Raw genomic sequence first — 19,418 nt, forward strand, 5'->3', positions numbered from 1 at the left:
TTTTTCAACACTATATAGAATTTGCCAAGGATTTCAAATCTCTGGCTCTGTGGATAAATCGAGACGGCTCATCCACGGGTGAGATTAGCCGGAAAGTTCAAATTTTCTGTAAACGAGATTACAGATGGCCGGAGCCCAGGATGGTCAAATTTCGCGCGCCGGAGAGCCCACCACCCGTGCACCTGCCGCCACATCTTTCGTAACCACGGCGCCGGCCCCAACGATGGCCCCTGCGCCGATGGTGACGCCCGGCAGGAGGATCGCGCCGCCGCCGACCCAGACATCTGCGCCCAGAGTGACGGGCAAGGCGCGTTCGATACCCGCGCGACGCTTGGCGATGTCGCGGTGGTGATCCGCGCAGTAGATCTGGACCTGCGGCCCGAGCATGGAGCGCGCGCCGATTGTCACGCGCCCGCTGTCGAGGATGGTCACGCCTGCGTTGAAGAACACGCCGTCGCCCAGGATCGTGTTGCAGCCGTAGGCGGTGTGAAACGGCGTCTCGATCAGGCAGTCCTTGCCGACCGACAGGAAGAGCGCGGCCAGCTCCGGCACCATACCACCGCGCTGCTCCGGTGGGCAGGCGTTATGCGCGAAGACTGCCTTGCGCGCCGCCATGCGCAGATCGTCCAGCTCTGGCGTGAGAGCGTTGTACCAGTCACCGCTGATCATCTGGTCGTATGAACTTTGGGGCATGGTTTACTTCCTCGGTTTCGCGCGCAAGGTCGGGTCGGCCTGCGTGGGGTCTTCCGGCCAGGGGTGACGCGGATAGCGGCCGCGCATGTCCTTGCGCACATCGGCATAGGAGCTGGCCCAGAAGCCGGGCAAATCCTCGGTCACCTGCAGCGGACGCTGAGCTGGTGACAGCAGGGTCACCTGCAGCGGTGTGTCCCCGACCCTTGGGTGATCGGTGACGCCAAAAAGCTCCTGCAGACGGATCGAAATGCGCGGCTGTGCGTCCTCGTATGTGATCGGAACCTTGCGGCCCAGAGGTGTGGTGAAGTGACCCGGCACCGCCCGGTCGAGCGCCTGCTGCTGGTCCCAGCTGAGGCGCGCCTTCAGCGCGGGCAACAGATCGAAGCTTTTCCAGTCCGTGGCAGTTTTCACCCCGGAGAGGTGCGGCAGAAGCCAGTCTTCGAGCGTCTCCATCAGATGCGTTTCAGAGAAATCCGGATAGCCTGGATCGCTTCGGGACATGAGCTGCGCGCGCGCGAGGAAGCGCTGTGCCTTGGCGTCGGGCAGAAGGCCGAGCTGGCGGACGCCGTCGAGCATTGCGCGGGCGATCTCTTCGGGTGGCGCGTCGTGCCAGACGCGGTCCTCCAGCACCAGTGCGCCGAAGCGTTCCTGTTTGCGGGCCGTCACTGCATTGGCGCGCCGCGACCACTGGCAGATATGGTGCCAGGTGATCTGGTCGGGGAAGGTGTCGCGCAGTTCGCTGTTGGAGAGCGCGACAGCCTGCCGGATGCGCGCCTCGCGCGGGTTGCCATCGAGGTCGGTTGCCACGAGGAACGGTGTGTTCGCGAGCGGGTCGCCAGCAGGCAGGATGGCGCCCTTTCCGCCGGAGAGGATGTAGCGTGGTGTGTCTCCGGGACGGCGGGCGCCGATCCGGTCCGGATAGGCGAGCGCTGCAAGAATGCCGGGGGTGTTCGGTCCCTTTGCCGGAGCTGATCTTGCAAGACGCTTGGCCTCCTCACGGATGCGCGTGACAGTGGGACGGTGCGGCTCCCAACCATGATCGGTCTGGAACGTTTTCGGAGATTTAACGGCGGTGAGGCGGAGCGTCAGATCAGCAGGCGCGTTTCGCAGGATATCGCGTTCGGACAAGAGCGCGGCCAGAAGCGACGCATCGGCACCGCCTTTTGCCACCATATGGGCAAGTCGCGGATGCAGGGGCATTGCAGAAAGGGCTTTGCCATGTGCGGTGATCCGGCCCTGATCGTCCAGCGCGTCGAGCATCCGCAGCACCGCTTGCGCCTCCGCATAGCGGCCCGGGTGCGGGGGGGTGACGAAGGGCATGTGATCGGGCGTGCTGCCCCAGGCGGCCAGTTCCAGCGCGAGACCGGTCAGATCGCCTGCGTCAATCTCGGCGGGGGGATGCGATTGGAGCGCGCCGTCTTCGCCACGGGTCCAGAGCTTGTAGCAATGACCGGGCGCGACCCGGCCCGCCCGGCCCATCCGCTGCGTCGCCTCCGCGCGGGTCACCCGGGTGGTGCTCAGCCGCGACATGCCCGACGCAGGGTCGAACTCCGCCCGGCGGGCGAGGCCGGCGTCGACCACGATGCGGATGCCTTCGATGGTCAGCGAGGTCTCGGCGATGGAGGTGGCGAGCACGACCTTGCGGCCCGATCTTGCCGGTGCAATAGCGGCGCGCTGCTCCTTGAACGGCATGGCGCCAAAGAGCGGCTGCAGGGTGACGTCCGGGTCGATGTGGGGGCGGAGGGCGGCTTCGGTGCGGCGGATTTCCCCTTCGCCGGGCAGAAAGACCAGCGCGCTTCCGTCGGTCTCGGACAGGGCTGTCAGCGTCAGGTCGGCCACCGCCTGTTCCAACCTTTGCGTTTTCGGGACGGGTTTCGGCAGCCAGTGCGGCGTGACCTCGAAGGCGCGGCCTTCGGAGGTGAGGCTGGGTGCCTGCATCAGGTCCGCAATCGGGGCGGCATCCAGCGTGGCGGACATGGCGACGAGGATCAGGTCCTCGCGCAGCGCGCCCGCCACGTCGAGGCAGAGCGCGAGCCCCAGATCGGCGTTCAGCGAGCGTTCGTGAAACTCGTCGAAGATCACCAAGCTCACGCCCGGCAGGTCGGGGTCCGACTGGATCATCCGGGTGAGGATGCCTTCGGTGACCACCTCGATGCGTGTGGCCGGCGACACCTTGGCCTGTCCACGGATGCGGTATCCCACGGTTTGACCGACGGGCTCGCCCAGGGTCTCGGACATGCGCTCGGCGGCGGCGCGGGCGGCGAGGCGGCGCGGCTCCAGCATCACGATCTTGCCCTCTGCAAGCCCGGCCTGATGAATCGCCAGCGGGACGCGCGTGGTCTTGCCCGCACCGGGTGGGGCCTGCAGCACCAGCCGACCCGTTTCGAGCAGGGTCGCCGTGATGTCGGGCAGGATATCGTCGATGGGCAGATCAACCGGCATGGGTCCGGTCTAGCGAATGCCGGACCCGCCGCCAAGCACTGGACATTTGCCGACGCCTGCCGGACAACCTGAGAGACGCAGAAGGGACGGGGCCTATGGACATTGCCGATCTGACACGCGGTGTAATCGCGGGTGAACGCCGGGCGCTGGCGCGGGCGATCACGCTGGTGGAGAGCGCACGGGAGGATCACAAGGCACAGGCGGGCGCGCTGCTGGAGGCCCTGCCGAAGGACGCCCAAGCGCTGCGCATTGGGCTCTCGGGTACGCCGGGTGTGGGCAAATCGACCTTCATCGAGGCCTTTGGCATGATGCTGGTGGAACGCGGGCTGAAGGTCGCGGTGCTGGCGGTTGATCCGTCGTCGACCCGGTCCGGGGGCTCGATCCTCGGGGACAAGACGCGGATGGATCGGTTGTCGCGCGCCGAGGGGGCCTTCATCCGACCGTCGCCGAGCCAGACCCACCTGGGTGGCGTGGCCAGGCGGTCGCGGGAGGTGGTTGCGCTCTGCGAGGGGGCGGGGTTTGATGTCGTGCTGATCGAGACTGTTGGCGTGGGCCAATCGGAGACGGTCGTGGCGCAGATGGCCGATATCTTTCTGTTGCTGTTGGCCCCGGCGGGTGGTGACGAGTTGCAAGGGGTGAAGCGTGGGATCATGGAGATTGCCGATGTGATCCTGATCAACAAGGCGGATGGCGATCTGAAACCGGCGGCGACACGCACCTGCGCCGACTATGCAGGGGCGTTGCGTCTGTTGCGGAAGCGGCCACAGGATCCAGAGGGTTTCCCGAAGGCGATGATGGTCTCGGCTGCGGAAAACACTGGCATTGACGCGGTTTGGCAGGACCTCACCAGCTTGCGGGAGTGGCGCAAGGCGCATGGATTTTGGGATGGGACGCGGGCGGATCAGGCACGCTATTGGTTCGAGGAAGAGGTCAAGACGACGCTTCTGGCGCAACTTCAGACACCCGCCGCCCGGGCGGCGTTGGCTGATCTCGGCGCAGCCGTTGCCGGTGGTGACAAGGCGCCGTCCGTTGCCGCAGCCGAATTCCTGGAGAGCCTGCCGGGTCGGGCGCAGGCAAATCCCTGATTTCCGCGCGCCAGCGGGTTGACCGGGCGGGCGATTCCCACTAAAGCCAGCAGACGAATTTCCGGGGCGTGGCCGATGGCTGCCCCCTTTTGTCGTCTTACGGACCGACCGGGGCGACCTTAGCAAAAGGATAGACCCATGTCGCGCGTTTGCGAATTGACCGGAAAAGGCCCGATGACTGGCAACAACGTCAGCCACGCCAACAACAAGACCCGCCGGCGCTTTCTGCCCAACCTGAATGATGTGTCGCTGCAGTCCGAAGCTCTGGGCCGCGCGTTCAAGTTCCGGATCTCCGCCGCGGCTCTGCGCACGGTGGATCACCGGGGTGGGCTCGACAAGTTTCTGGCCAAAGCCAAGGACAGCGAGCTGTCGCCCAACGCGCTGAAGGTGAAGAAGGCGATTGCAAAGGCGTCCGACACGGCGGATGCGCTGAGCTAAGCCGCGCCTCTTTCGCATGATGAGACCCCTGTCCGGCAACGGGCGGGGGTTTTTCTGTCTCTGAGTATCCGAGGATCTTCCGCGTTGCCCTCTCAAATGTCCCACCCGGCTGACAAGCCGGGCAGCGGCCGATCCCCCTCGACGGGGGTGAGGGCGCTTTTCGTCTGGTCGGAGACGGGCGCCGCCTAGCGCTCCAGGACTTCGTCGACCCAGAGTGGCAGCGTCTGGCTGGCGGAACCGATGCGGATGTCGTCGAACTGGCTGCCGACCAGCGAGGGTTCGAGGTTGAACTCGATTGTCTGGGCTCCTGCGCGCCGCGCCTCGGCGACGAAGCCGGCCGCGGGATAGACATTGCCGGAGGTGCCAATGCTTGCGAAGACATCCGCGTTTGCGAGATGGTCGAAGATTTCGTCCATGTCATAGGGCATCTCGCCAAACCAGACGATATCGGGCCGGGCGGCAGGTGCGCCGCAGGACGGGCAGGCATCCCCCGGGGCCATTACCAGCGGGGCGGGCCAGCGGTGCTCGCAGGCCGCACAGAGCGCGGACTTCAGCGCGCCATGCATGTGCATGACCTTTTGACTGCCCGCCTTCTCGTGCAGGTCGTCCACATTCTGGGTGATCACGACAACGTCTCCATCGAAGTGGTGTTCAAGCCGCGCGAGCGCACGGTGGCCCTCGTTGGGCTCCGCGTCTGCGGCCTGTGCGCGGCGTGCGTTGTAGAAATCGACCACCAGCTTCGGGTCCCGGGCGAACCCTTCGGGTGTGGCCACATCCTCGATGCGGTGCTGCGCCCAGAGCCCTCCTTCGGCACGGAACGTGCCCAAGCCGCTCTCGGCAGAGATGCCCGCGCCCGTGAGGATGACGATTTTCTGCATTGACGCGCTCCCATCTGCCCCTGTCCAGTGATGGCCTGCCGCTCCGGCCCTGTCAAATCAGGGGTGCAGGGTTTCGAGCTGACCAGAGAGAAACGGCAGATCCGAAAGCGCGGGGTTGATCATATGCGTGCGGATCAGGCGGCGCATGGTCTGCGCGACGTTCAGCGGCACATCATCTGCCCAATCGTCACTGGCAAAGAGCGAGATCTGGCGGGCAAAGCCGGGACCGGGCAGTTGGAAGGCTTCAAGCTGGCCGTGGAAGCGGTGCGCGCGCATGAAGCCGAGCGGTGTCGTGATCGTCCATCCGATGCCCCGCGCGACCATTGCCATCAGCGCCAGATGGCTGCCGATCTCGAAGCGTTCCGGATGGGGTTCCAATTGCGCGCCGAAATGAGCCTCTATCTGCTGGCGGATGAGCTGTTCGCCGTCATAGCGCAGGAAGGGCAGCCCGTTCGGGTCCGGCAAGGCGTTTTCGGTGACAGTCGTGCCGCGGGGCACGACCAGCATGAAGGGATCACGGGCGAGCGGATGCTGGACCACACCGTCGAGAGGGCGCCCGGTGCTCGCGGAAATCGCCAGATGCAGGCGCTTTTCGGCAATGGCCCTGGCGAGGTCGTTGCTGGAGGCTGTGATCATCTTGAACCGGCAGCCGGTCAGGCTTTCCGCGAGGATGGTGGCGAGTCGTGGCGTCAGGCTGTCATCGAAGTCGTCGATGATGCCGATGCTGAGGGCCTTCAGATGAGCGAGGTCCATCACCGTGAGCTCGCTCTGGGCCAGCCGCAGTTCGGCAAGCGCTGTCTCGGCGCGGTGCAGAAAGAGCGTGCCCGCCGGCGTGAGGCGCATGGGGCGACGGCTGTGATCGAGCAGATCCGTTCCCAACGCCGCTTCGAGATTGCGCAATTGCTGGCTGACGGCAGGCTGGCTGAGGCCGGTCCGCATCGCGGTTTGGGCGACTGAGCCGGTGCTCGCCAGAGCCTCGAACACTTCCAGCCCGCGTAGGGTCACCCCTTTCATCATGCCGTGCCGCCTTTCTCGCAGTTTTGGATTTCTTGAGACTGTTTTCCGACGCCGTCAAGAAAATATGGTACTCGGTATCTTTTACCTGTCGAAAACCTGAAAGAGCAATCGGCGCAGGTCATGCTTGCGGTTGCGGGGCAAATCCGGGAGGGTGAGGTGCCTACCCAGGAGGTCGCCATGAAAGTTGCCACCGCTGCCTACCCGCTCGATCAGTTGAGCTCATGGGCTCAGTATGAAGACAAGATCGGCGGATGGGTCGCCGAGGCAGCGACAGCGGGCGCGGATCTTGCCGTTTTCCCGGAGTATGGCGCGATGGAACTGGCGACCTTGGCCGGGTCTGAGATCGCGGGCGATCTGGAGGCGTCGCTCTTTGTCGTTTCGGAGCGTCTGACAGATGCGGATGCGCTGCACAGGCGTCTGGCGCAGCAGTTCGACCTGCATATTCTTGCAGCCTCCGGACCTGCGGCAACCGAGACGCGCCCTGTGAACCGTGCGCGGCTCTTTGCGCCGACCGGCCAGAGCGGGGCGCAGGACAAACAGATCATGACGCGGTTCGAGCGGGAGACCTGGGGTGTGATCGGCGGGGGCCCCCTGCAGGTCTTCGATACGGCGATTGGCAAGATCGGTGTGTTGATCTGCTATGACAGTGAGTTTCCACTTCTGGGGCGTGCGCTGGCGGGTTGCGATCTGATCCTCGTGCCGTCCTGTACCGAGGCGCTGTCGGGGTATTGGCGGGTGCGGATCGGAGCCATGGCGCGGGCGCTGGAGAATCAATGTGTCACGGTGATGGCGTCGCTGGTCGGGGAGGCGCCCTGGTCCGAGGCGGTTGATATGTCTACGGGCACAGGCGGCGTCTTCGGTCCACCCGATACCGGCTTCCCGGCGACGGGCGTGCTCGCCGAAGGCACGCTGAACACCCCGGGCTGGACCTATGCCGAGGTGGACCTCGCCAGGATCGCCTATGTGCGCGATGACGGCATCGTGTTGGGCCGCGCGCATTGGCCGGAACAGATCGGCCGCGATGGCCCCCCACCAATCGTGCAAATGCGTTAATTCCCCTTGAAAAACCACCGAAATGCGCGCATTTAAGCGGCGTCTACAAATGGGTGGGCGTGCAATGAAGGAGAAACCATGGCCAAGGAAGATACGCTCGAATTCCCCGGTGTCGTGAAGGAACTCCTGCCGAATGCGACGTTTCGGGTCGAGCTTGAGAATGGCCATGAGATCATCGCACATACGGCAGGGAAGATGCGCAAGAATCGCATCCGCGTTCTGGCAGGCGACAAGGTTCAGGTCGAGATGACACCTTATGATCTGACCAAGGGTCGGATCAACTACCGCTTCAAGTAACCCCTTGTTTATCTTGGGGTCTGGAAGTCCGCGCCGCAAGGAATTGCTGGCGCAAATCGGCATTGTGCCGGACGCCATTCGCCCGCCTGACATTGATGAAGACCCTTTGAAAAAAGAGCTGCCGCGCGCTTATTGCCAGCGGATCACGCGCGAGAAGGTCGGCGCCGTGCGGGCAGGTGCGGATGACATCGTGCTCTGCGCCGACACCACGGTTGCATTAGGCCGCCGGATCCTCGGAAAACCAGCGGATGTCGAGGAAGCCGAGGCCTTCCTGCGCCTGCTCTCCGGGCGGCGGCATCGGGTGATCACCGCCTTTGCGGTACGCAGAGGAGATCACATTTGGGAGAGTGATGTGGTGAGCGCCGTGCGCATGAAGCGCCTGTCCGATGAAGAGCTGCGCGGCTATCTGGCAACTGGCGACTGGCGCGGAAAGGCGGGGGCGTACGGCATTCAAGGCCCGGCAGGCCGGCTGATCCCGTGGATCAGTGGCTCCTTCACCGGCATTGTCGGTCTGCCGCTGGCTGAGACCGCGAACCTGCTCTCGGCGGCTGGTCTGCCCTTGTGGCATCAGGCCTCGTGAGGGGGCGCAGCATCATACTTGACCATATTCAGGGTCGCGAAGCTGCCGCGCTCATGGTCGATGGTCAGATGGACGATCTGTTGATCGACGCAGATGCCCCGCGGCCCGGTACGGTCTATCGCGCCATTGCTGACCGACCCGTGAAGGGGCAGGGCGGCATGTTTCTGAAAACTCCGGACGGCCCGGCCTTTCTGCGGCAGGTTAAAGGGCTTTCACCCGGACAGCCCCTGCTGGTGCAGGTCACCGGCTACGCCGAGCCGGGCAAGGCGCTTCCCGTCACGCAAAAGCTGCTCTTCAAGAGCCGCTACGCCATCGTGACGCCGGGCGCGCCGGGGTTCAACATCAGCCGGTCCATCAAGGACGAGGCTCGGCGGGACCAATTGCTGGAGATCGCGCATGACACCATGGAGGACGGGGCGCTGGGACTGATCCTGCGCTCCTCCTGCGCCGAGGCGGAGGGGGCTGATATCGCCGACGACATCGCCCAGATGGTCGAGCTCGCAACGCGCGTTCTGGGTGACGCAGGTCGCGACATGGAAGCCCTCGCGGAGGGAGATGGGCCGCATCTTCTCGCCTGGCGCGACTGGGTGGCGCCCGCAGAGATCGTGAGTGAAGAGGGCGGCTTCGAGACGCGGGGCATTCTCGACGCGATTGACCGCGCGCGACAGGCGCAAGTGGGGCTCGAGGGGGGCGCATCGCTCTATGTCGAGCCCACCCGCGCGCTTGTGGCAGTGGATGTGAATACGGGGCGCGATGTCTCGCTGGCGGCAGGCATCAAAGCAAATATGGCCTGCGCCAAGGCGCTGCCTCGCGAGTTGCGCGTGCGGGGTCTCGGGGGGCAAATCGTGCTCGACCTTGCGCCGATGCCGAAGAAGGACCGCCGCAGTTTCGAGACCGCCTTGCGCCAGGCGTTCCGTGCCGATGACATCGAAACGGCCCTTGTCGGCTGGACGCCGCTGGGTCATTTTGAACTGCAGCGCAAACGCGCGCGAACCCCCCTGACCGAGGTCCTGAGATGAGCTGCCCCATCTGCGGAAATGACACGCTGCCCGAGATGCGCCCTTTCTGCTCAAAGCGCTGCGCAGACCGGGATCTCGCACGCTGGTTCAACGGCAGCTACGCGGTGCCCTCGACCGATCCGGAAGACATGGATGCTCTGGAAGAGGCGCTCGACGAGGCCGCGCGAGACCAACAGCGACAAGATAAACCGCATTAGCTGCAGGCAGGTTCGGCGGGCTTTCAGGCCGCCGCGCCGTCTACAGCTTGAAGTCGGGAAGCTGGTCGAAGGCGGCGCGCAGCGCGTCGCCCCACCCGGTCGAGATGCTCTGATATACGTCATCCTCCGCCTCGATCCGCCGCTCTAACAGTGGCGCAAAACTGTCGTTCTCATAGACCATCAGATCGAACGGGGGCGCCACCGAGAGGTTCGAGCGCACTGTCGAGTCAAAGGAGACCAGGAGCAGTTTCACCGCATCTTCAAACCGCATGTCCGGATCATAGGCGCGCACGAGGATCGGGCGCCCGTATTTCGTTTCACCGATCTGGAAGAAGGGCGTCTCCTCAGTGACCTCGATGAAATTACCTTCCGGGTAGACCATGAACATCGTGGGCGCGCTGCCCCTGATCTGACCGCCAAGGATCACCGTCGCCTGGAATGCCGCATCACCGGTCTGGCCAACGGGCGCGCTCTGCGCGATCACCTCTTTCAGTGTGCGGCCCACCATGCGTGCCACCTGGAACATCGAAGGGGCATGCAGGATCGACGGGTCGCGTTCGCCCACCGCCTTCACGCGCTCTTCGATCATGCTGACGAGGGCTTGCGTGGTGGCCAGATTGCCGGCAGTCATGAGCGTGATCAGCCGCTCACCCTGTATGCCCCATTGGAACATCTTGCGCGTCTTGGCAAAGTTGTCGACACCCGCGTTTGTGCGCGTGTCGGACATGAACACAAGGCCACGCTCGAGGCGCAGGCCCACGCAATAGGTCATGGGGTCATTCCGTCTTCCGTCTTGCGCATGAGACTTACTGCTGTATCTGCAGCGAAACAATCATCGATTCATTCGAGGCGCCCAGCCGCAGCCCGGAAATCGGCGCTGCCCGGCGGTAATCGCGCCCATGGGCCAGCCGTACGTAGCGTTCATCCGGGCTGATCCCGTTCGACACATCGAACCCGACCCAGCCGAGACTGTCCAGATGGGCCTCTGCCCAGGCGTGGCTGGCCTCCTGATCCACGCGGTCGTCCATCAGCAGATAGCCCGAGACATACCGCGCAGGCAGGCCCGCGGCCCGCGCGGCTGCCACGAAAATCTGCGCGTGGTCCTGGCAGACGCCGCTGCCGCCCATCAGCGCCTCTTCAGCGGTCGTGGCGGCATAGGTCTCGCCAATCCGATACGGCGCGGCCATCAGGATGGAACTGGACAGCGCATGTAGAGCGGCCAACTGATCGCGGCTCTCTGTCAGGTGTTTTGCAAGGGCTTTGATGCCCGGCCCGGCTTCGGTCAGCGGGGTGGGCTTCTGGAAGTACCACAACGGCGCCGGACCGTAGACCTTGCCGAGCACACCGGATGTATCGGTCGTCTCGACCTCGCCCGCAGCCCTGATCGCCACCTCCTCGGCGCCCCGGTCCACGCTGACAAGATGCACCTGCCCCCCGTTGTGATCTCGATACTGTGTTTCGATCCGCCCGCCTTCGACGCTGATCTCCCAGCTGCGGACATCCTGTTGGGCGGTGTTGGGCGGGGTCAGCCGCACCTGTTGCAGCGCATAGTCCACTGGCGCGTCATAGTGGTAACGGGTGGTGTGGTTGATTGTCAGCAGCATCCCGAACCCCTCCTAAGCCATGAACCGGAAATCTTGCTCGATCTGCGTCCCGAGGGCGTTGTTGTCGCGGATAAACTCAGTGACCACCTCATGCAGACCCAGGTCGAAGACCGTGTTGATGTCCGTACCGGCCACCCAGCGCTTCAACCTGTCCGCCTGATCGTGACAAGGGTGCCGCTCCTGGTATTCCTGCTCCAGATAGCGCAGGTTTTCGGTGGTTTGTTTCACGCAGAAGGCCAGCGAGCGAGGCAGGCGCTTGTCGAAGATCAGGAAGTCCGCGATGGCGGTTGCGGTCATATCCTTTTCATCGAGCCAGCGGAAACAACGGTGCGCCGAGACCGAGCGCAGGATCATCTCCCACTGCACGTTGTCGAGCGAGGAGCCCACGGCGGAGGCGGAGGGCAGCAGCGTGTAATATTTCACGTCAATGATCCGCGCGGTGTTGTCCGCCCGTTCGATGAAGGTGCCGATGCGGGCGAAGTCGTAGATGTCATTGCGCAGCATCGTGCCATAAAGCGCGCCGCGCACCAGCGCGCTTTGCTTGCGGATGATCGCCAGAGCCGCGGGCAGATCCACCGTTGTGATGGGGTCTCTCAACAGGTCCCGCAGGGTCATCCAGTTGTCATTCACTGCCTCCCAGACCTCGGTCGTGAGCGCCGTGCGCACCAGTCGCGCATTGTCCCGGGCAGATTTGGTGACCGACATGACGCTCGACGGGTTGTCAGCGTCGCGCAGCAACCAGTCCATCACCAGCGTGTCGGTGTAGGTGTCGTACTTCGCCTCATACCCGATGCCGTTGCCCGAGGTCGTGACCACCGATTTCCACTCCGATTCCGCGTCTGACGAGCGGGTGAGCGCCATGCGGAACCCTGCCTCAAGCAGCCGTGCGGTGTTTTCGCTGCGCTCCAGGAACCGGAACATCCAATAGAGGCCGCCTGCGGTTTTGCCCAGCATATCAGTCCTCTAGCACCCAGGTGTCTTTCGTGCCGCCGCCCTGGCTCGAGTTCACCACCAGCGAGCCTTCGGTGAGCGCTACGCGCGTGAGACCGCCCGGCGTGATGTTGACCCCTTGCGGTGAGACCAGCACAAAGGGGCGCAAATCCACGTGTCGTGGCGCGAGCCCCTGATCGACAAAGATCGGCACCGTGGAGAGCGAGAGGGTGGGCTGTGCGATGTAATTTGCAGGCTTCGCTTCTAGCTTTTTGCGGAAGTCGGCGATCTCTTTCTTGCTGGCAGCGGGGCCCACGAGCATCCCATAGCCGCCTGAGCCATGCACCTCCTTGACCACCAGATCGGCGAGGTTGTCGAGCACGTATTTCAGCGCGTCCGGCTCGGCACAGCGGTGTGTCTCAACATTCTTCAGGATCGCTTTCTCACCCGTATAGAACTCCACGATCTCGGGCATGTAGGAGTAGATCGCCTTGTCATCGGCGATGCCCGCGCCGGGCGCATTGGCGATGGTGATCCCGCCCGCGCGGTAGACATCCATGATGCCCGGCACACCCAGCATACTCTCGGGGTTGAAGCTCAGCGGGTCGAGGAAGTCGTCGTCGATGCGGCGGTAGAGCACATCGACCACGCGGTAGCCCTGGGTCGTGCGCATGGCGATCCGCCCATCGACGACGCGCAGGTCGTGCCCTTCGACCAGCTCGGCCCCCATCTGGTCGGCGAGGAACGAATGTTCGAAGTAAGCCGAGTTGTGAATGCCCGGTGTCAGCACCGCCACCCGTGGCTTGCCCACGCAGGCCTGCGGCGCCGACGCGGAGAGCGAGCGGCGCAGGTTCTTGGGGTAGTCGCTCACAGGCTGCACCCGGATTTGTGCGAAGAGTTCGGGGAACATCTGCAGCATCGTCTCGCGGTTTTCCAGCATATAGGAGACGCCCGACGGCGTGCGCGCGTTGTCCTCCAGAACAAAGAAGTCGCCCTCACCGGTGCGGACGATATCGGTGCCGACGATGTGGGTGTAGACATTGCCCGGCGGCGTGAAGCCGATCATCTGGGGCAGGAAGGCCTCGTTGTGCGCGACGAGGTCCTTGGGAATGCGTCCGGCGCGCAGGATTTCCTGGCGGTTGTAGATGTCCCAGATGAAGGCATTGATCGCGCGGACCCGCTGCTCAATGCCTTTGGAAAGGCGGCTCCATTCCCGATGCGACAGGATGCGCGGTACGAGATCGAAGGGGATCAGCCGCTCCTGCGCCTCTGCCTCGCCATAGACGTTGAAGGTGATCCCCGTGCGGCGAAAGAAGGCCTCGGCCTCTTCGGATTTCGACTCCAGACGCGCGGGATCCTGCGATTTGAACCATGCGTCGTATGTTCTGTAGGGGGAGGTCACCGATCCGTCAGGTTGGATCATCTCGTCGTAGGTGGTCGGCTCTTTTGTCATCCCGCCATGATACCCAACGGTTAACGGCGTACAACCAATTGCTGAGGATAGGTTATTCTTCTGACCAGTTTGCCGGATTATTTGGCGATTAGGAGGCCTTCGCGTTCTCTGACAACGGCGAGGTGATCCTTGTGGGATGTGGAGTTTGTCGGCTGGGTTGTCTTGGAGATGGAGAGGTCATGCGATTGGCAAAAAGCCTCTGGACACCTTTGCCGCAACCTCCTAGAACCCGCTCACCCAGCCAGTGATGGCAATCCGTGCCCGGGTAGCTCAGGGGTAGAGCAGTGGATTGAAAATCCTCGTGTCGGTGGTTCGATTCCGCCCCCGGGCACCATTTGAAACAAAATGAAACAATGACTTGTGTGGTCTCACATCAAACGCTTTTCGCGTCTTGCTATGTTGGGTGCCATATGGGTGCACTCTACTTTCCTATCATCTGAAAACTACTTCTTTGAGTAGACAATGTGATCTTGCAATTTAAAGTGGTGGCGAAGTGAAGCCGTGCACTCTTTTGCGAGGCTGGATTTAGAGAGCCATATCTGTTGTTTGATCAATCATTTTCCCCACAGAACCTAAGAAAAATTACAGAGATCGAAAACAGGCGAGGCTCAAACAAGAGCTTCGAGTTTTTTCCACCCGTTCTGGTTGCCACCGAAGAGCTAAAAGACTGCATAAGGGCGACCAAACACTTCCGAGCAACTCACAAACACAAGTATTCGGTAGCTGACCAAGCGATTTTTGACGCACTCAAAGAAGATCGTGAAAACGCTAGGAAAGCAAGGGATCAAGAGTTACTTTCCTGTTTGGCGAACATTTCGGATGAAATATCCAAGAAGAGCTTTAGGATACGCATACGCAGGGTGGGAGGCCCCAATGGCAAGCCTGTCTATATCGTTCCTGAAACACCCTTGGACGCCTATGCGCAGAGCTACTACGCGATCAAACAAATCGCCAATAACATATCCAGAATCTACAAAGTAAGGCAAGCGAATAGAAATCGAATTGTAACGCAACTGAGTGACGGATTTCCATATCACGTGGTCAAATTGGATGTGCAAGAGTTCTACGAGTCGGTTGACCATTCTGTTTTGCTTACCAAGCTGAAGTCTGATCAACTCCTAAGCGCAACGACAATGCGTCTGATCGAACGCCTTCTTTGGGATTATGCCGCGGTTGCAGGAACACCTGGACGGGGATTGCCACGTGGCGTTGGCCTCAGCGCCATCCTGTCAGAACTATACATGCGGGATTTTGATGACCGCATATCGACGCTCGAAGAAGTCGCTTTCTATGCGCGTTATGTTGACGACATCATCATACTTTTCGCCCCAACGAAAGGTTCCACAAGTGACGACTACCGAAAGGCAGTTGTCGAAGAACTTAGGCGCAAGAGGCTGGTCGTTAATGCGAGCAAGTCTACAGAAGCTCGTCCGGCTACTGAGCTGACGTACCTTGGCTACAAGTTCCGTAATGTGCGGAGTACTTCGTGTACGGTTCTGATGAGCGACGCAAAGTTTCAGAAATACAAGAAAAGGCTCAACGCGTGTTTCACGAGATACAATCGACAAAGGGCGAGGAAATCTAAGAAAGCATACAGGTTGCTCGTCAAACGTGTGCAGTACCTTACCGGAAACACGCAGCTAACGCACAGCAAGCAAAACGCGTTTGTGGGTATCTACTTCAGCAATCCACACCTAACCGATTTGTCTCAGCTTCAAAGACTAGACGATGCGCTGGCTACACACATTGGCAAACTAGCACACAGCGCAAGTCTAAGGACCAAACTTCAGGCGTACTCATTTCATGCTGGATATTCTGAAAGAACGTTCCGTCGGTTCCATCGCTTGCGCGAATTTGAAGAGATAACAAAGGCATGGAAATATGGTCAGTAAACGCTCGATCCCGGCAAGATATAGTTACCATAGACCGATACTCTCTGACGTTCATCCATTCGAGGTTCCACCGACTTTCAGCAACGGAGGGTTCTTCGACTTTGTTACTAGATATGATGTGAGGCTGGAGCAAAGTGGTCGAAAGACACTTGTTGTATGGGAGTGCTCAAATGATCGATTGGATCAAGTCATCCAATTGTTGTTCAAAACCTGCCGAAAGCACCCTGTGGCTTCGCCACCTTCGGGAAACGACCGAAACTTCATTGAGAACCCGACGCAGAGCAACTTTGGTCTTCCCCCACTTGAGTGGTCCTCCGCTTTCCTAAACATAGCGGAGGACCACTCAAGTGGGGGAAGACCACACAGCCTTTCTCAGCCGCTCGCCCTCCTTCTGAAGTCGTTTGAGTTCCCTGAGTTGGTCGGTTCCCATACCGCATTGCCGCCGATGCTCGAAACGGACCGAGTCGAGGTCGGAAGTCTTCGCGCCTGCAGGTTGCCGCTTGATGGGTCGAGAAGTCGTCTATCCGGGCGGTTGGATGCCGCCCGGATATGAAGATATCAGGCGAGAAGGTCAAAACGGTCGGCGTTCATGACCTTGGTCCAGGCGGTCACGAAGTCCTTCACGAACTTCTCACCATTGTCGTCCTGAGCGTAGACTTCCGCGTAGGAGCGCAGGATCGAGTTTGAGCCGAAGACCAGATCGGCGCTGGTGGCGGGCCACTTGACCTCACCGGACGCCCGGTCACGCACCTCGTAGCTGCCGTCATCCAACGGGTGCCAGCTGTAGGACATGTCGGTCAGGTTGACGAAGAAGTCATTCGTCAGGGCCCCTTCGCGATCCGTGAACACGCCGTATGTGCTGCCGCCATGGTTGGTGCCCATGACGCGCATGCCCCCCAGCAGAACGGTCATCTCTGCCGCTGTGAGGCCCATGAGCTGCGCCCGGTCGAGCAGCATCTCTTCAGCCGAGACGGAATACTCGTCCTTCTGCCAGTTGCGGAAGCCATCGGCGACGGGCTCGAGCACGTCGAAGCTGTCGGCATCGGTCTGCGCGTCGCTCGCGTCACCCCGGCCCGGGGTGAAGGGCACCTCGACCGAATGGCCACCGGCCTCGATCGCCTGCTCCAGACCGACATTGCCGCCCAGAACGATCACATCGGCGATGGAGGCACCGGCCTCCGCGGCGATGGGCTCGAGCACGCCGAGCACCTTGGCCAGACGCTGCGGCTCGTTGCCGGCCCAGTCCTTCTGGGGAGCGAGACGGATGCGCGCGCCATTGGCGCCGCCGCGTTTGTCAGAGCCACGGAAGGTCCGCGCGCTGTCCCAAGCGGTCGCGATCAACTCAGCCGAGGTGAGGCCACTGTCGGTGATTTTCGCCTTCACCGCTGCCACGTCATAGCCGGTGGGCCCTGCGGGAATGGGGTCTTGCCAGATCAGGTCTTCGACAGGTACGTCCGGGCCGTAGTAGTTGGCGCGCGGCCCCATGTCGCGGTGTGTCAGCTTGAACCAGGCGCGCGCAAACGTATCCTTGAAGTACTCCGGATCCGCCATGAACTTCTGGCAGATTTCGTTGTAGATCGGGTCGACCTTCATCGCCATATCCGCATCGGTCATCATCGGGTTCTGCGGCGTCGTGCTGTCGCCCGCGTTGGTCGGCTTTTCGCTGTCCGGCATGTCCACCGGCTCCCACTGCCAGGCACCTGCGGGCGATTTTTTCAGCTCCCACTCATAGCCGAAGAGATAGTCGAAATAGCCCATATCGAACTTGGTGGGCTCCTTCGTCCAGGCGCCTTCGATGCCTGAAGTGAAGGATTTCGATGCGGTGCAGCCATGTTCTGTGTTGGCCCAGCCGAAGCCTTGCGCCTCGATCCCGGCAGCTTCGGGTTCGACCCCGATCTCGACCCCGACCTGCGCGCCATGCGCCTTGCCGACCGTGTGGCCGCCGCAGGTCAGCGCGGCTGTCTCTTCATCGTCCATCGCCATGCGCGCGAAGGTCTCGCGGACATGCGCGGCTGTCTTCGCCGGATCGGGTTGGCCGTTCACACCTTCCGGGTTCACATAGATCAAGCCCATGTGCACCGCTGAGAGCGGGTTGTCGAGCGTGCTGGCATCCTCCAGATCACCATAGCGCTGCTCGGACGGCGCCAACCACTCGTTCTCGGAGCCCCAGTACACATCGGTTTCCGGACCCCAGATGTCCTCGCGGCCAAAGCCGAAGCCGAAGGTTTTGAACCCCATGGATTCGTAGGCCATGTTGCCCGAGAGGATGATCAGGTCGGCCCAGGAGAGAGCGTTGCCGTATTTCTTCTTCACCGGCCAGAGCAGGCGCCGCGCCTTGTCGAGGCTCGCGTTATCCGGCCAAGAGTTCAGCGGCGCAAAGCGGATATTGCCCGAGCCCGCGCCGCCGCGTCCGTCCTGCATGCGGTAGGAGCCTGCGGAGTGCCAGGCGAGGCGGATCATCAGACCACCGTAATGGCCCCAATCGGCGGGCCACCAGTCCTGACTTTCGGTCATCAGCGCCTTGACGTCCGCCTTGACCGCTTCGAAATCCAGCGCCTTGACCGCCTCGCGATGGTTGTAGTCGGCGTCCATCGGGTTGGTGCGGGCCCCATGCTGATGCAGGATGTCGAGGTTCAGAGCATTCGGCCACCATTTGGTCACCGGCTTGTCCATCGCCGTGTTGCCGCCGTGGTTCACGGGGCAGCCGCCGAGGCCTTTAAATTGGTTTCCATCCATCGCTGCGTCTCCTGGAGTTTAAAACGATTCTAGGGTGATGCCTCAGGTTTACGGAAGGTATGCGATAAACTCCAATTGAAAAAACTTTAATTAACGATAACCTCAGCCTATGATCAACTTGACCCTGAAACACTTCAGATATTTCGATGCTTTGGCCCGGATTGGCCATTTTGGCCGGGCAGCGGAAGCCTGCTCGATCTCGCAGCCTGCGCTGTCGTCGCAGATCAAGGAGCTGGAGACGATGCTGGGCGCGCCGCTCGTCGAACGGGCCGCGCGTCAGATCCGTCTCACCACGCTGGGCGAAGAGTTTCTGGTGCGCGCGCGCAAGGTTCTCACGGATGTGGAGGAGATGGCGGAGTTGGCCCGCCTCTCGGATGGGCCCTTGCAGGGCACGCTGCGTATCGGCGTGATCCCGACCGTCGCGCCCTATCTCCTGCCGGCGATCATACAAGCGTTGTCCGAGCGGCTGCCAGGGCTGGAGCTGATGCCGCGGGAGTCTATCACCAAATCGTTGGTGGAAGATCTGTTGCAATCCCGACTGGATGTCATAGTCGCCGCCTTGCCCATCTCGGAGCCTGCCTTGCGGGAGTTCGCGCTTTTCGAGGAAGACTTCGTTCTGGTCCGGTCGGCGAAAGATGCCGACCGCCCTGTGCCCAGCCCCGACAAGCTGCAAGAAATGAAGCTGTTGCTGCTGGAGGAAGGGCATTGCTTTCGCGATCAGGCGCTATCGTTTTGCGACATGCGTCCCTCTGATCCCAGCCTCGTGATGGAGGGGTCTTCGCTGGCCACCTTGGTGCAGATGGTGAGCGCGGGGCTCGGCCTGACGCTGATCCCCGAAATGGCAGTGCCGCTGGAAACCGCCAGTGCAAAGCTGTCCATCTCGCGCTTTCCGAAGAAGACGCCCAAACGTACTATCGGAATGGTCTGGAGAAAGACCAGCCCTCTTCACAAGCAACTCATGACCCTCGGTGCCATCGTGCGGCAAGTGGGGCAGGCGCGGATCGAACAACTCCAGGTTTGACGGTGCTGCGTCGTTTCTCGCGGTGATCAAGACCTTCGGCGTCGGGAGGCGGTGTAAGGGGCGCTCCCGTCAGCATGCGCGTT

The 19,418-nt window shown here is 61.9% G+C and carries 18 protein-coding genes and 1 tRNA gene; 10 read left to right on the forward strand and 9 right to left on the reverse strand.

The features are described 5' to 3' along the window. Positions 1–144 precede the first annotated feature (144 nt). Both Q1A71_RS08965 and hrpB read right to left on the reverse strand, forming a co-directional pair. Positions 145–693 carry a sugar O-acetyltransferase gene (locus Q1A71_RS08965; RefSeq protein WP_299674217.1) on the reverse strand — a complete coding sequence of 183 codons (549 nt, stop codon included), beginning with the start codon at positions 691–693 and terminating at the stop codon, positions 145–147. A gap of 3 nt (positions 694–696) precedes the next feature. Then, complete coding sequence (hrpB, locus tag Q1A71_RS08970) at positions 697–3,135, reverse strand: ATP-dependent helicase HrpB (protein WP_299674220.1); 2,439 nt, start codon at positions 3,133–3,135, stop codon at positions 697–699. A 95-nt stretch (positions 3,136–3,230) separates the two neighbouring features. On the opposite strand from hrpB, the gene meaB reads away from it, so the two are divergent. Both meaB and rpmB read left to right on the forward strand, forming a co-directional pair. After that, positions 3,231–4,220 carry a methylmalonyl Co-A mutase-associated GTPase MeaB gene (gene meaB, locus Q1A71_RS08975; protein WP_299674223.1) on the forward strand — a complete coding sequence of 330 codons (990 nt, stop codon included), beginning with the start codon at positions 3,231–3,233 and terminating at the stop codon, positions 4,218–4,220. A 138-nt stretch (positions 4,221–4,358) separates the two neighbouring features. Next, on the forward strand, positions 4,359–4,658 hold the full coding sequence (gene rpmB / locus Q1A71_RS08980) for a 50S ribosomal protein L28 (protein WP_299674226.1): 300 nt from the start codon (positions 4,359–4,361) through the stop codon (positions 4,656–4,658). Between the two features lie 185 nt (positions 4,659–4,843). On the opposite strand, the gene Q1A71_RS08985 is transcribed toward rpmB, so the two are convergent. Together Q1A71_RS08985 and Q1A71_RS08990 are read right to left on the reverse strand one after the other, a co-directional pair. Continuing rightward, positions 4,844–5,536 (reverse strand): NAD-dependent deacylase, encoded by a 693-nt coding sequence (locus Q1A71_RS08985; RefSeq protein ID WP_299674229.1) that lies wholly within the window; start codon positions 5,534–5,536, stop codon positions 4,844–4,846. A gap of 57 nt (positions 5,537–5,593) precedes the next feature. Beyond that, positions 5,594–6,550, reverse strand: a complete 957-nt coding sequence (locus tag Q1A71_RS08990) for a LysR family transcriptional regulator (protein WP_299674341.1) — start codon at positions 6,548–6,550, stop codon at positions 5,594–5,596. 180 nt (positions 6,551–6,730) lie between these two features. Between Q1A71_RS08990 and Q1A71_RS08995 the strand changes: the two genes are divergently transcribed. The 5 genes from Q1A71_RS08995 (at position 6,731) to yacG (ending at position 9,699) form a co-directional block, all read left to right on the forward strand. Further along, complete coding sequence (locus Q1A71_RS08995; RefSeq protein WP_299674232.1) at positions 6,731–7,606, forward strand: carbon-nitrogen hydrolase family protein; 876 nt, start codon at positions 6,731–6,733, stop codon at positions 7,604–7,606. 78 nt (positions 7,607–7,684) lie between these two features. Beyond that, positions 7,685–7,903, forward strand: a complete 219-nt coding sequence (gene infA, locus Q1A71_RS09000) for a translation initiation factor IF-1 (RefSeq protein ID WP_005978431.1) — start codon at positions 7,685–7,687, stop codon at positions 7,901–7,903. A gap of 4 nt (positions 7,904–7,907) precedes the next feature. After that, the gene (locus tag Q1A71_RS09005) at positions 7,908–8,483 is read left to right on the forward strand and encodes a Maf family protein (protein ID WP_299674235.1); all 576 of its coding nucleotides are present in this window, start codon (positions 7,908–7,910) and stop codon (positions 8,481–8,483) included. Next, positions 8,480–9,502, forward strand: coding sequence for a ribonuclease E/G (locus Q1A71_RS09010; RefSeq protein ID WP_299674344.1), 1,023 nt, complete (start codon positions 8,480–8,482; stop codon positions 9,500–9,502). The genes Q1A71_RS09005 and Q1A71_RS09010 overlap by 4 nt, the downstream gene beginning before the upstream one ends. Further along, positions 9,499–9,699 (forward strand): DNA gyrase inhibitor YacG, encoded by a 201-nt coding sequence (gene yacG, locus Q1A71_RS09015; RefSeq protein WP_299674238.1) that lies wholly within the window; start codon positions 9,499–9,501, stop codon positions 9,697–9,699. Before Q1A71_RS09010 ends, yacG begins: the two co-directional genes overlap by 4 nt. Positions 9,700–9,739: 40 nt before the next feature. Here yacG and Q1A71_RS09020 read toward each other — a convergent pair whose 3' ends face one another. From Q1A71_RS09020 to Q1A71_RS09035, 4 genes are read right to left on the reverse strand one after another with little or no spacing between them, the layout of a single operon-like run. Next, on the reverse strand, positions 9,740–10,471 hold the full coding sequence (locus tag Q1A71_RS09020; RefSeq protein WP_299674241.1) for a peptidase: 732 nt from the start codon (positions 10,469–10,471) through the stop codon (positions 9,740–9,742). Between the two features lie 34 nt (positions 10,472–10,505). Then, the gene (locus Q1A71_RS09025; RefSeq protein ID WP_299674244.1) at positions 10,506–11,303 is read right to left on the reverse strand and encodes a transglutaminase family protein; all 798 of its coding nucleotides are present in this window, start codon (positions 11,301–11,303) and stop codon (positions 10,506–10,508) included. A gap of 12 nt (positions 11,304–11,315) precedes the next feature. Further along, positions 11,316–12,257: an alpha-E domain-containing protein gene (locus Q1A71_RS09030; RefSeq protein WP_299674247.1), complete on the reverse strand. Its 942-nt coding sequence runs from the start codon at positions 12,255–12,257 to the stop codon at positions 11,316–11,318. A gap of 1 nt (position 12,258) precedes the next feature. Continuing rightward, a complete protein-coding gene (locus tag Q1A71_RS09035) occupies positions 12,259–13,686 on the reverse strand; it encodes a circularly permuted type 2 ATP-grasp protein (protein ID WP_299674250.1) in 1,428 nt (475 codons plus the stop codon). A 259-nt stretch (positions 13,687–13,945) separates the two neighbouring features. Between Q1A71_RS09035 and Q1A71_RS09040 the strand changes: the two genes are divergently transcribed. Both Q1A71_RS09040 and drt3a read left to right on the forward strand, forming a co-directional pair. After that, positions 13,946–14,020 (forward strand) — tRNA-Phe (locus Q1A71_RS09040). Between the two features lie 208 nt (positions 14,021–14,228). After that, positions 14,229–15,578, forward strand: coding sequence for an antiviral reverse transcriptase Drt3a (gene drt3a / locus Q1A71_RS09045; protein WP_299674253.1), 1,350 nt, complete (start codon positions 14,229–14,231; stop codon positions 15,576–15,578). A 558-nt stretch (positions 15,579–16,136) separates the two neighbouring features. Here drt3a and katG read toward each other — a convergent pair. Next, positions 16,137–18,314, reverse strand: a complete 2,178-nt coding sequence (katG, locus tag Q1A71_RS09050; RefSeq protein ID WP_299674256.1) for a catalase/peroxidase HPI — start codon at positions 18,312–18,314, stop codon at positions 16,137–16,139. 109 nt (positions 18,315–18,423) lie between these two features. Here katG and Q1A71_RS09055 point away from each other — a divergent pair, with 109 nt between their 5' ends. Continuing rightward, a complete protein-coding gene (locus Q1A71_RS09055; protein ID WP_299674259.1) occupies positions 18,424–19,335 on the forward strand; it encodes a hydrogen peroxide-inducible genes activator in 912 nt (303 codons plus the stop codon). Positions 19,336–19,418: the final 83 nt, after the last annotated feature.

Source organism: uncultured Roseobacter sp. (assembly GCF_947493125.1).
Taxonomy (GTDB): Bacteria; Pseudomonadota; Alphaproteobacteria; order Rhodobacterales; family Rhodobacteraceae; genus Roseobacter.

What these genes read in the sequence shown, in the direction of transcription:
- Q1A71_RS08965 (WP_299674217.1), bottom strand. Translation starts at nt 693, where the DNA reads ATGCCCCAAAGTTCATACGACCAGATGATCAGCGGTGACTGGTACAAC.
- hrpB (WP_299674220.1), bottom strand. Translation starts at nt 3,135, where the DNA reads ATGCCGGTTGATCTGCCCATCGACGATATCCTGCCCGACATCACGGCG.
- meaB (WP_299674223.1), top strand. Translation starts at nt 3,231, where the DNA reads ATGGACATTGCCGATCTGACACGCGGTGTAATCGCGGGTGAACGCCGG.
- rpmB (WP_299674226.1), top strand. Translation starts at nt 4,359, where the DNA reads ATGTCGCGCGTTTGCGAATTGACCGGAAAAGGCCCGATGACTGGCAAC.
- Q1A71_RS08985 (WP_299674229.1), bottom strand. Translation starts at nt 5,536, where the DNA reads ATGCAGAAAATCGTCATCCTCACGGGCGCGGGCATCTCTGCCGAGAGC.
- Q1A71_RS08990 (WP_299674341.1), bottom strand. Translation starts at nt 6,550, where the DNA reads ATGAAAGGGGTGACCCTACGCGGGCTGGAAGTGTTCGAGGCTCTGGCG.
- Q1A71_RS08995 (WP_299674232.1), top strand. Translation starts at nt 6,731, where the DNA reads ATGAAAGTTGCCACCGCTGCCTACCCGCTCGATCAGTTGAGCTCATGG.
- infA (WP_005978431.1), top strand. Translation starts at nt 7,685, where the DNA reads ATGGCCAAGGAAGATACGCTCGAATTCCCCGGTGTCGTGAAGGAACTC.
- yacG (WP_299674238.1), top strand. Translation starts at nt 9,499, where the DNA reads ATGAGCTGCCCCATCTGCGGAAATGACACGCTGCCCGAGATGCGCCCT.
- Q1A71_RS09020 (WP_299674241.1), bottom strand. Translation starts at nt 10,471, where the DNA reads ATGACCTATTGCGTGGGCCTGCGCCTCGAGCGTGGCCTTGTGTTCATG.
- Q1A71_RS09025 (WP_299674244.1), bottom strand. Translation starts at nt 11,303, where the DNA reads ATGCTGCTGACAATCAACCACACCACCCGTTACCACTATGACGCGCCA.
- Q1A71_RS09030 (WP_299674247.1), bottom strand. Translation starts at nt 12,257, where the DNA reads ATGCTGGGCAAAACCGCAGGCGGCCTCTATTGGATGTTCCGGTTCCTG.
- Q1A71_RS09035 (WP_299674250.1), bottom strand. Translation starts at nt 13,686, where the DNA reads ATGACAAAAGAGCCGACCACCTACGACGAGATGATCCAACCTGACGGA.
- katG (WP_299674256.1), bottom strand. Translation starts at nt 18,314, where the DNA reads ATGGATGGAAACCAATTTAAAGGCCTCGGCGGCTGCCCCGTGAACCAC.
- Q1A71_RS09055 (WP_299674259.1), top strand. Translation starts at nt 18,424, where the DNA reads ATGATCAACTTGACCCTGAAACACTTCAGATATTTCGATGCTTTGGCC.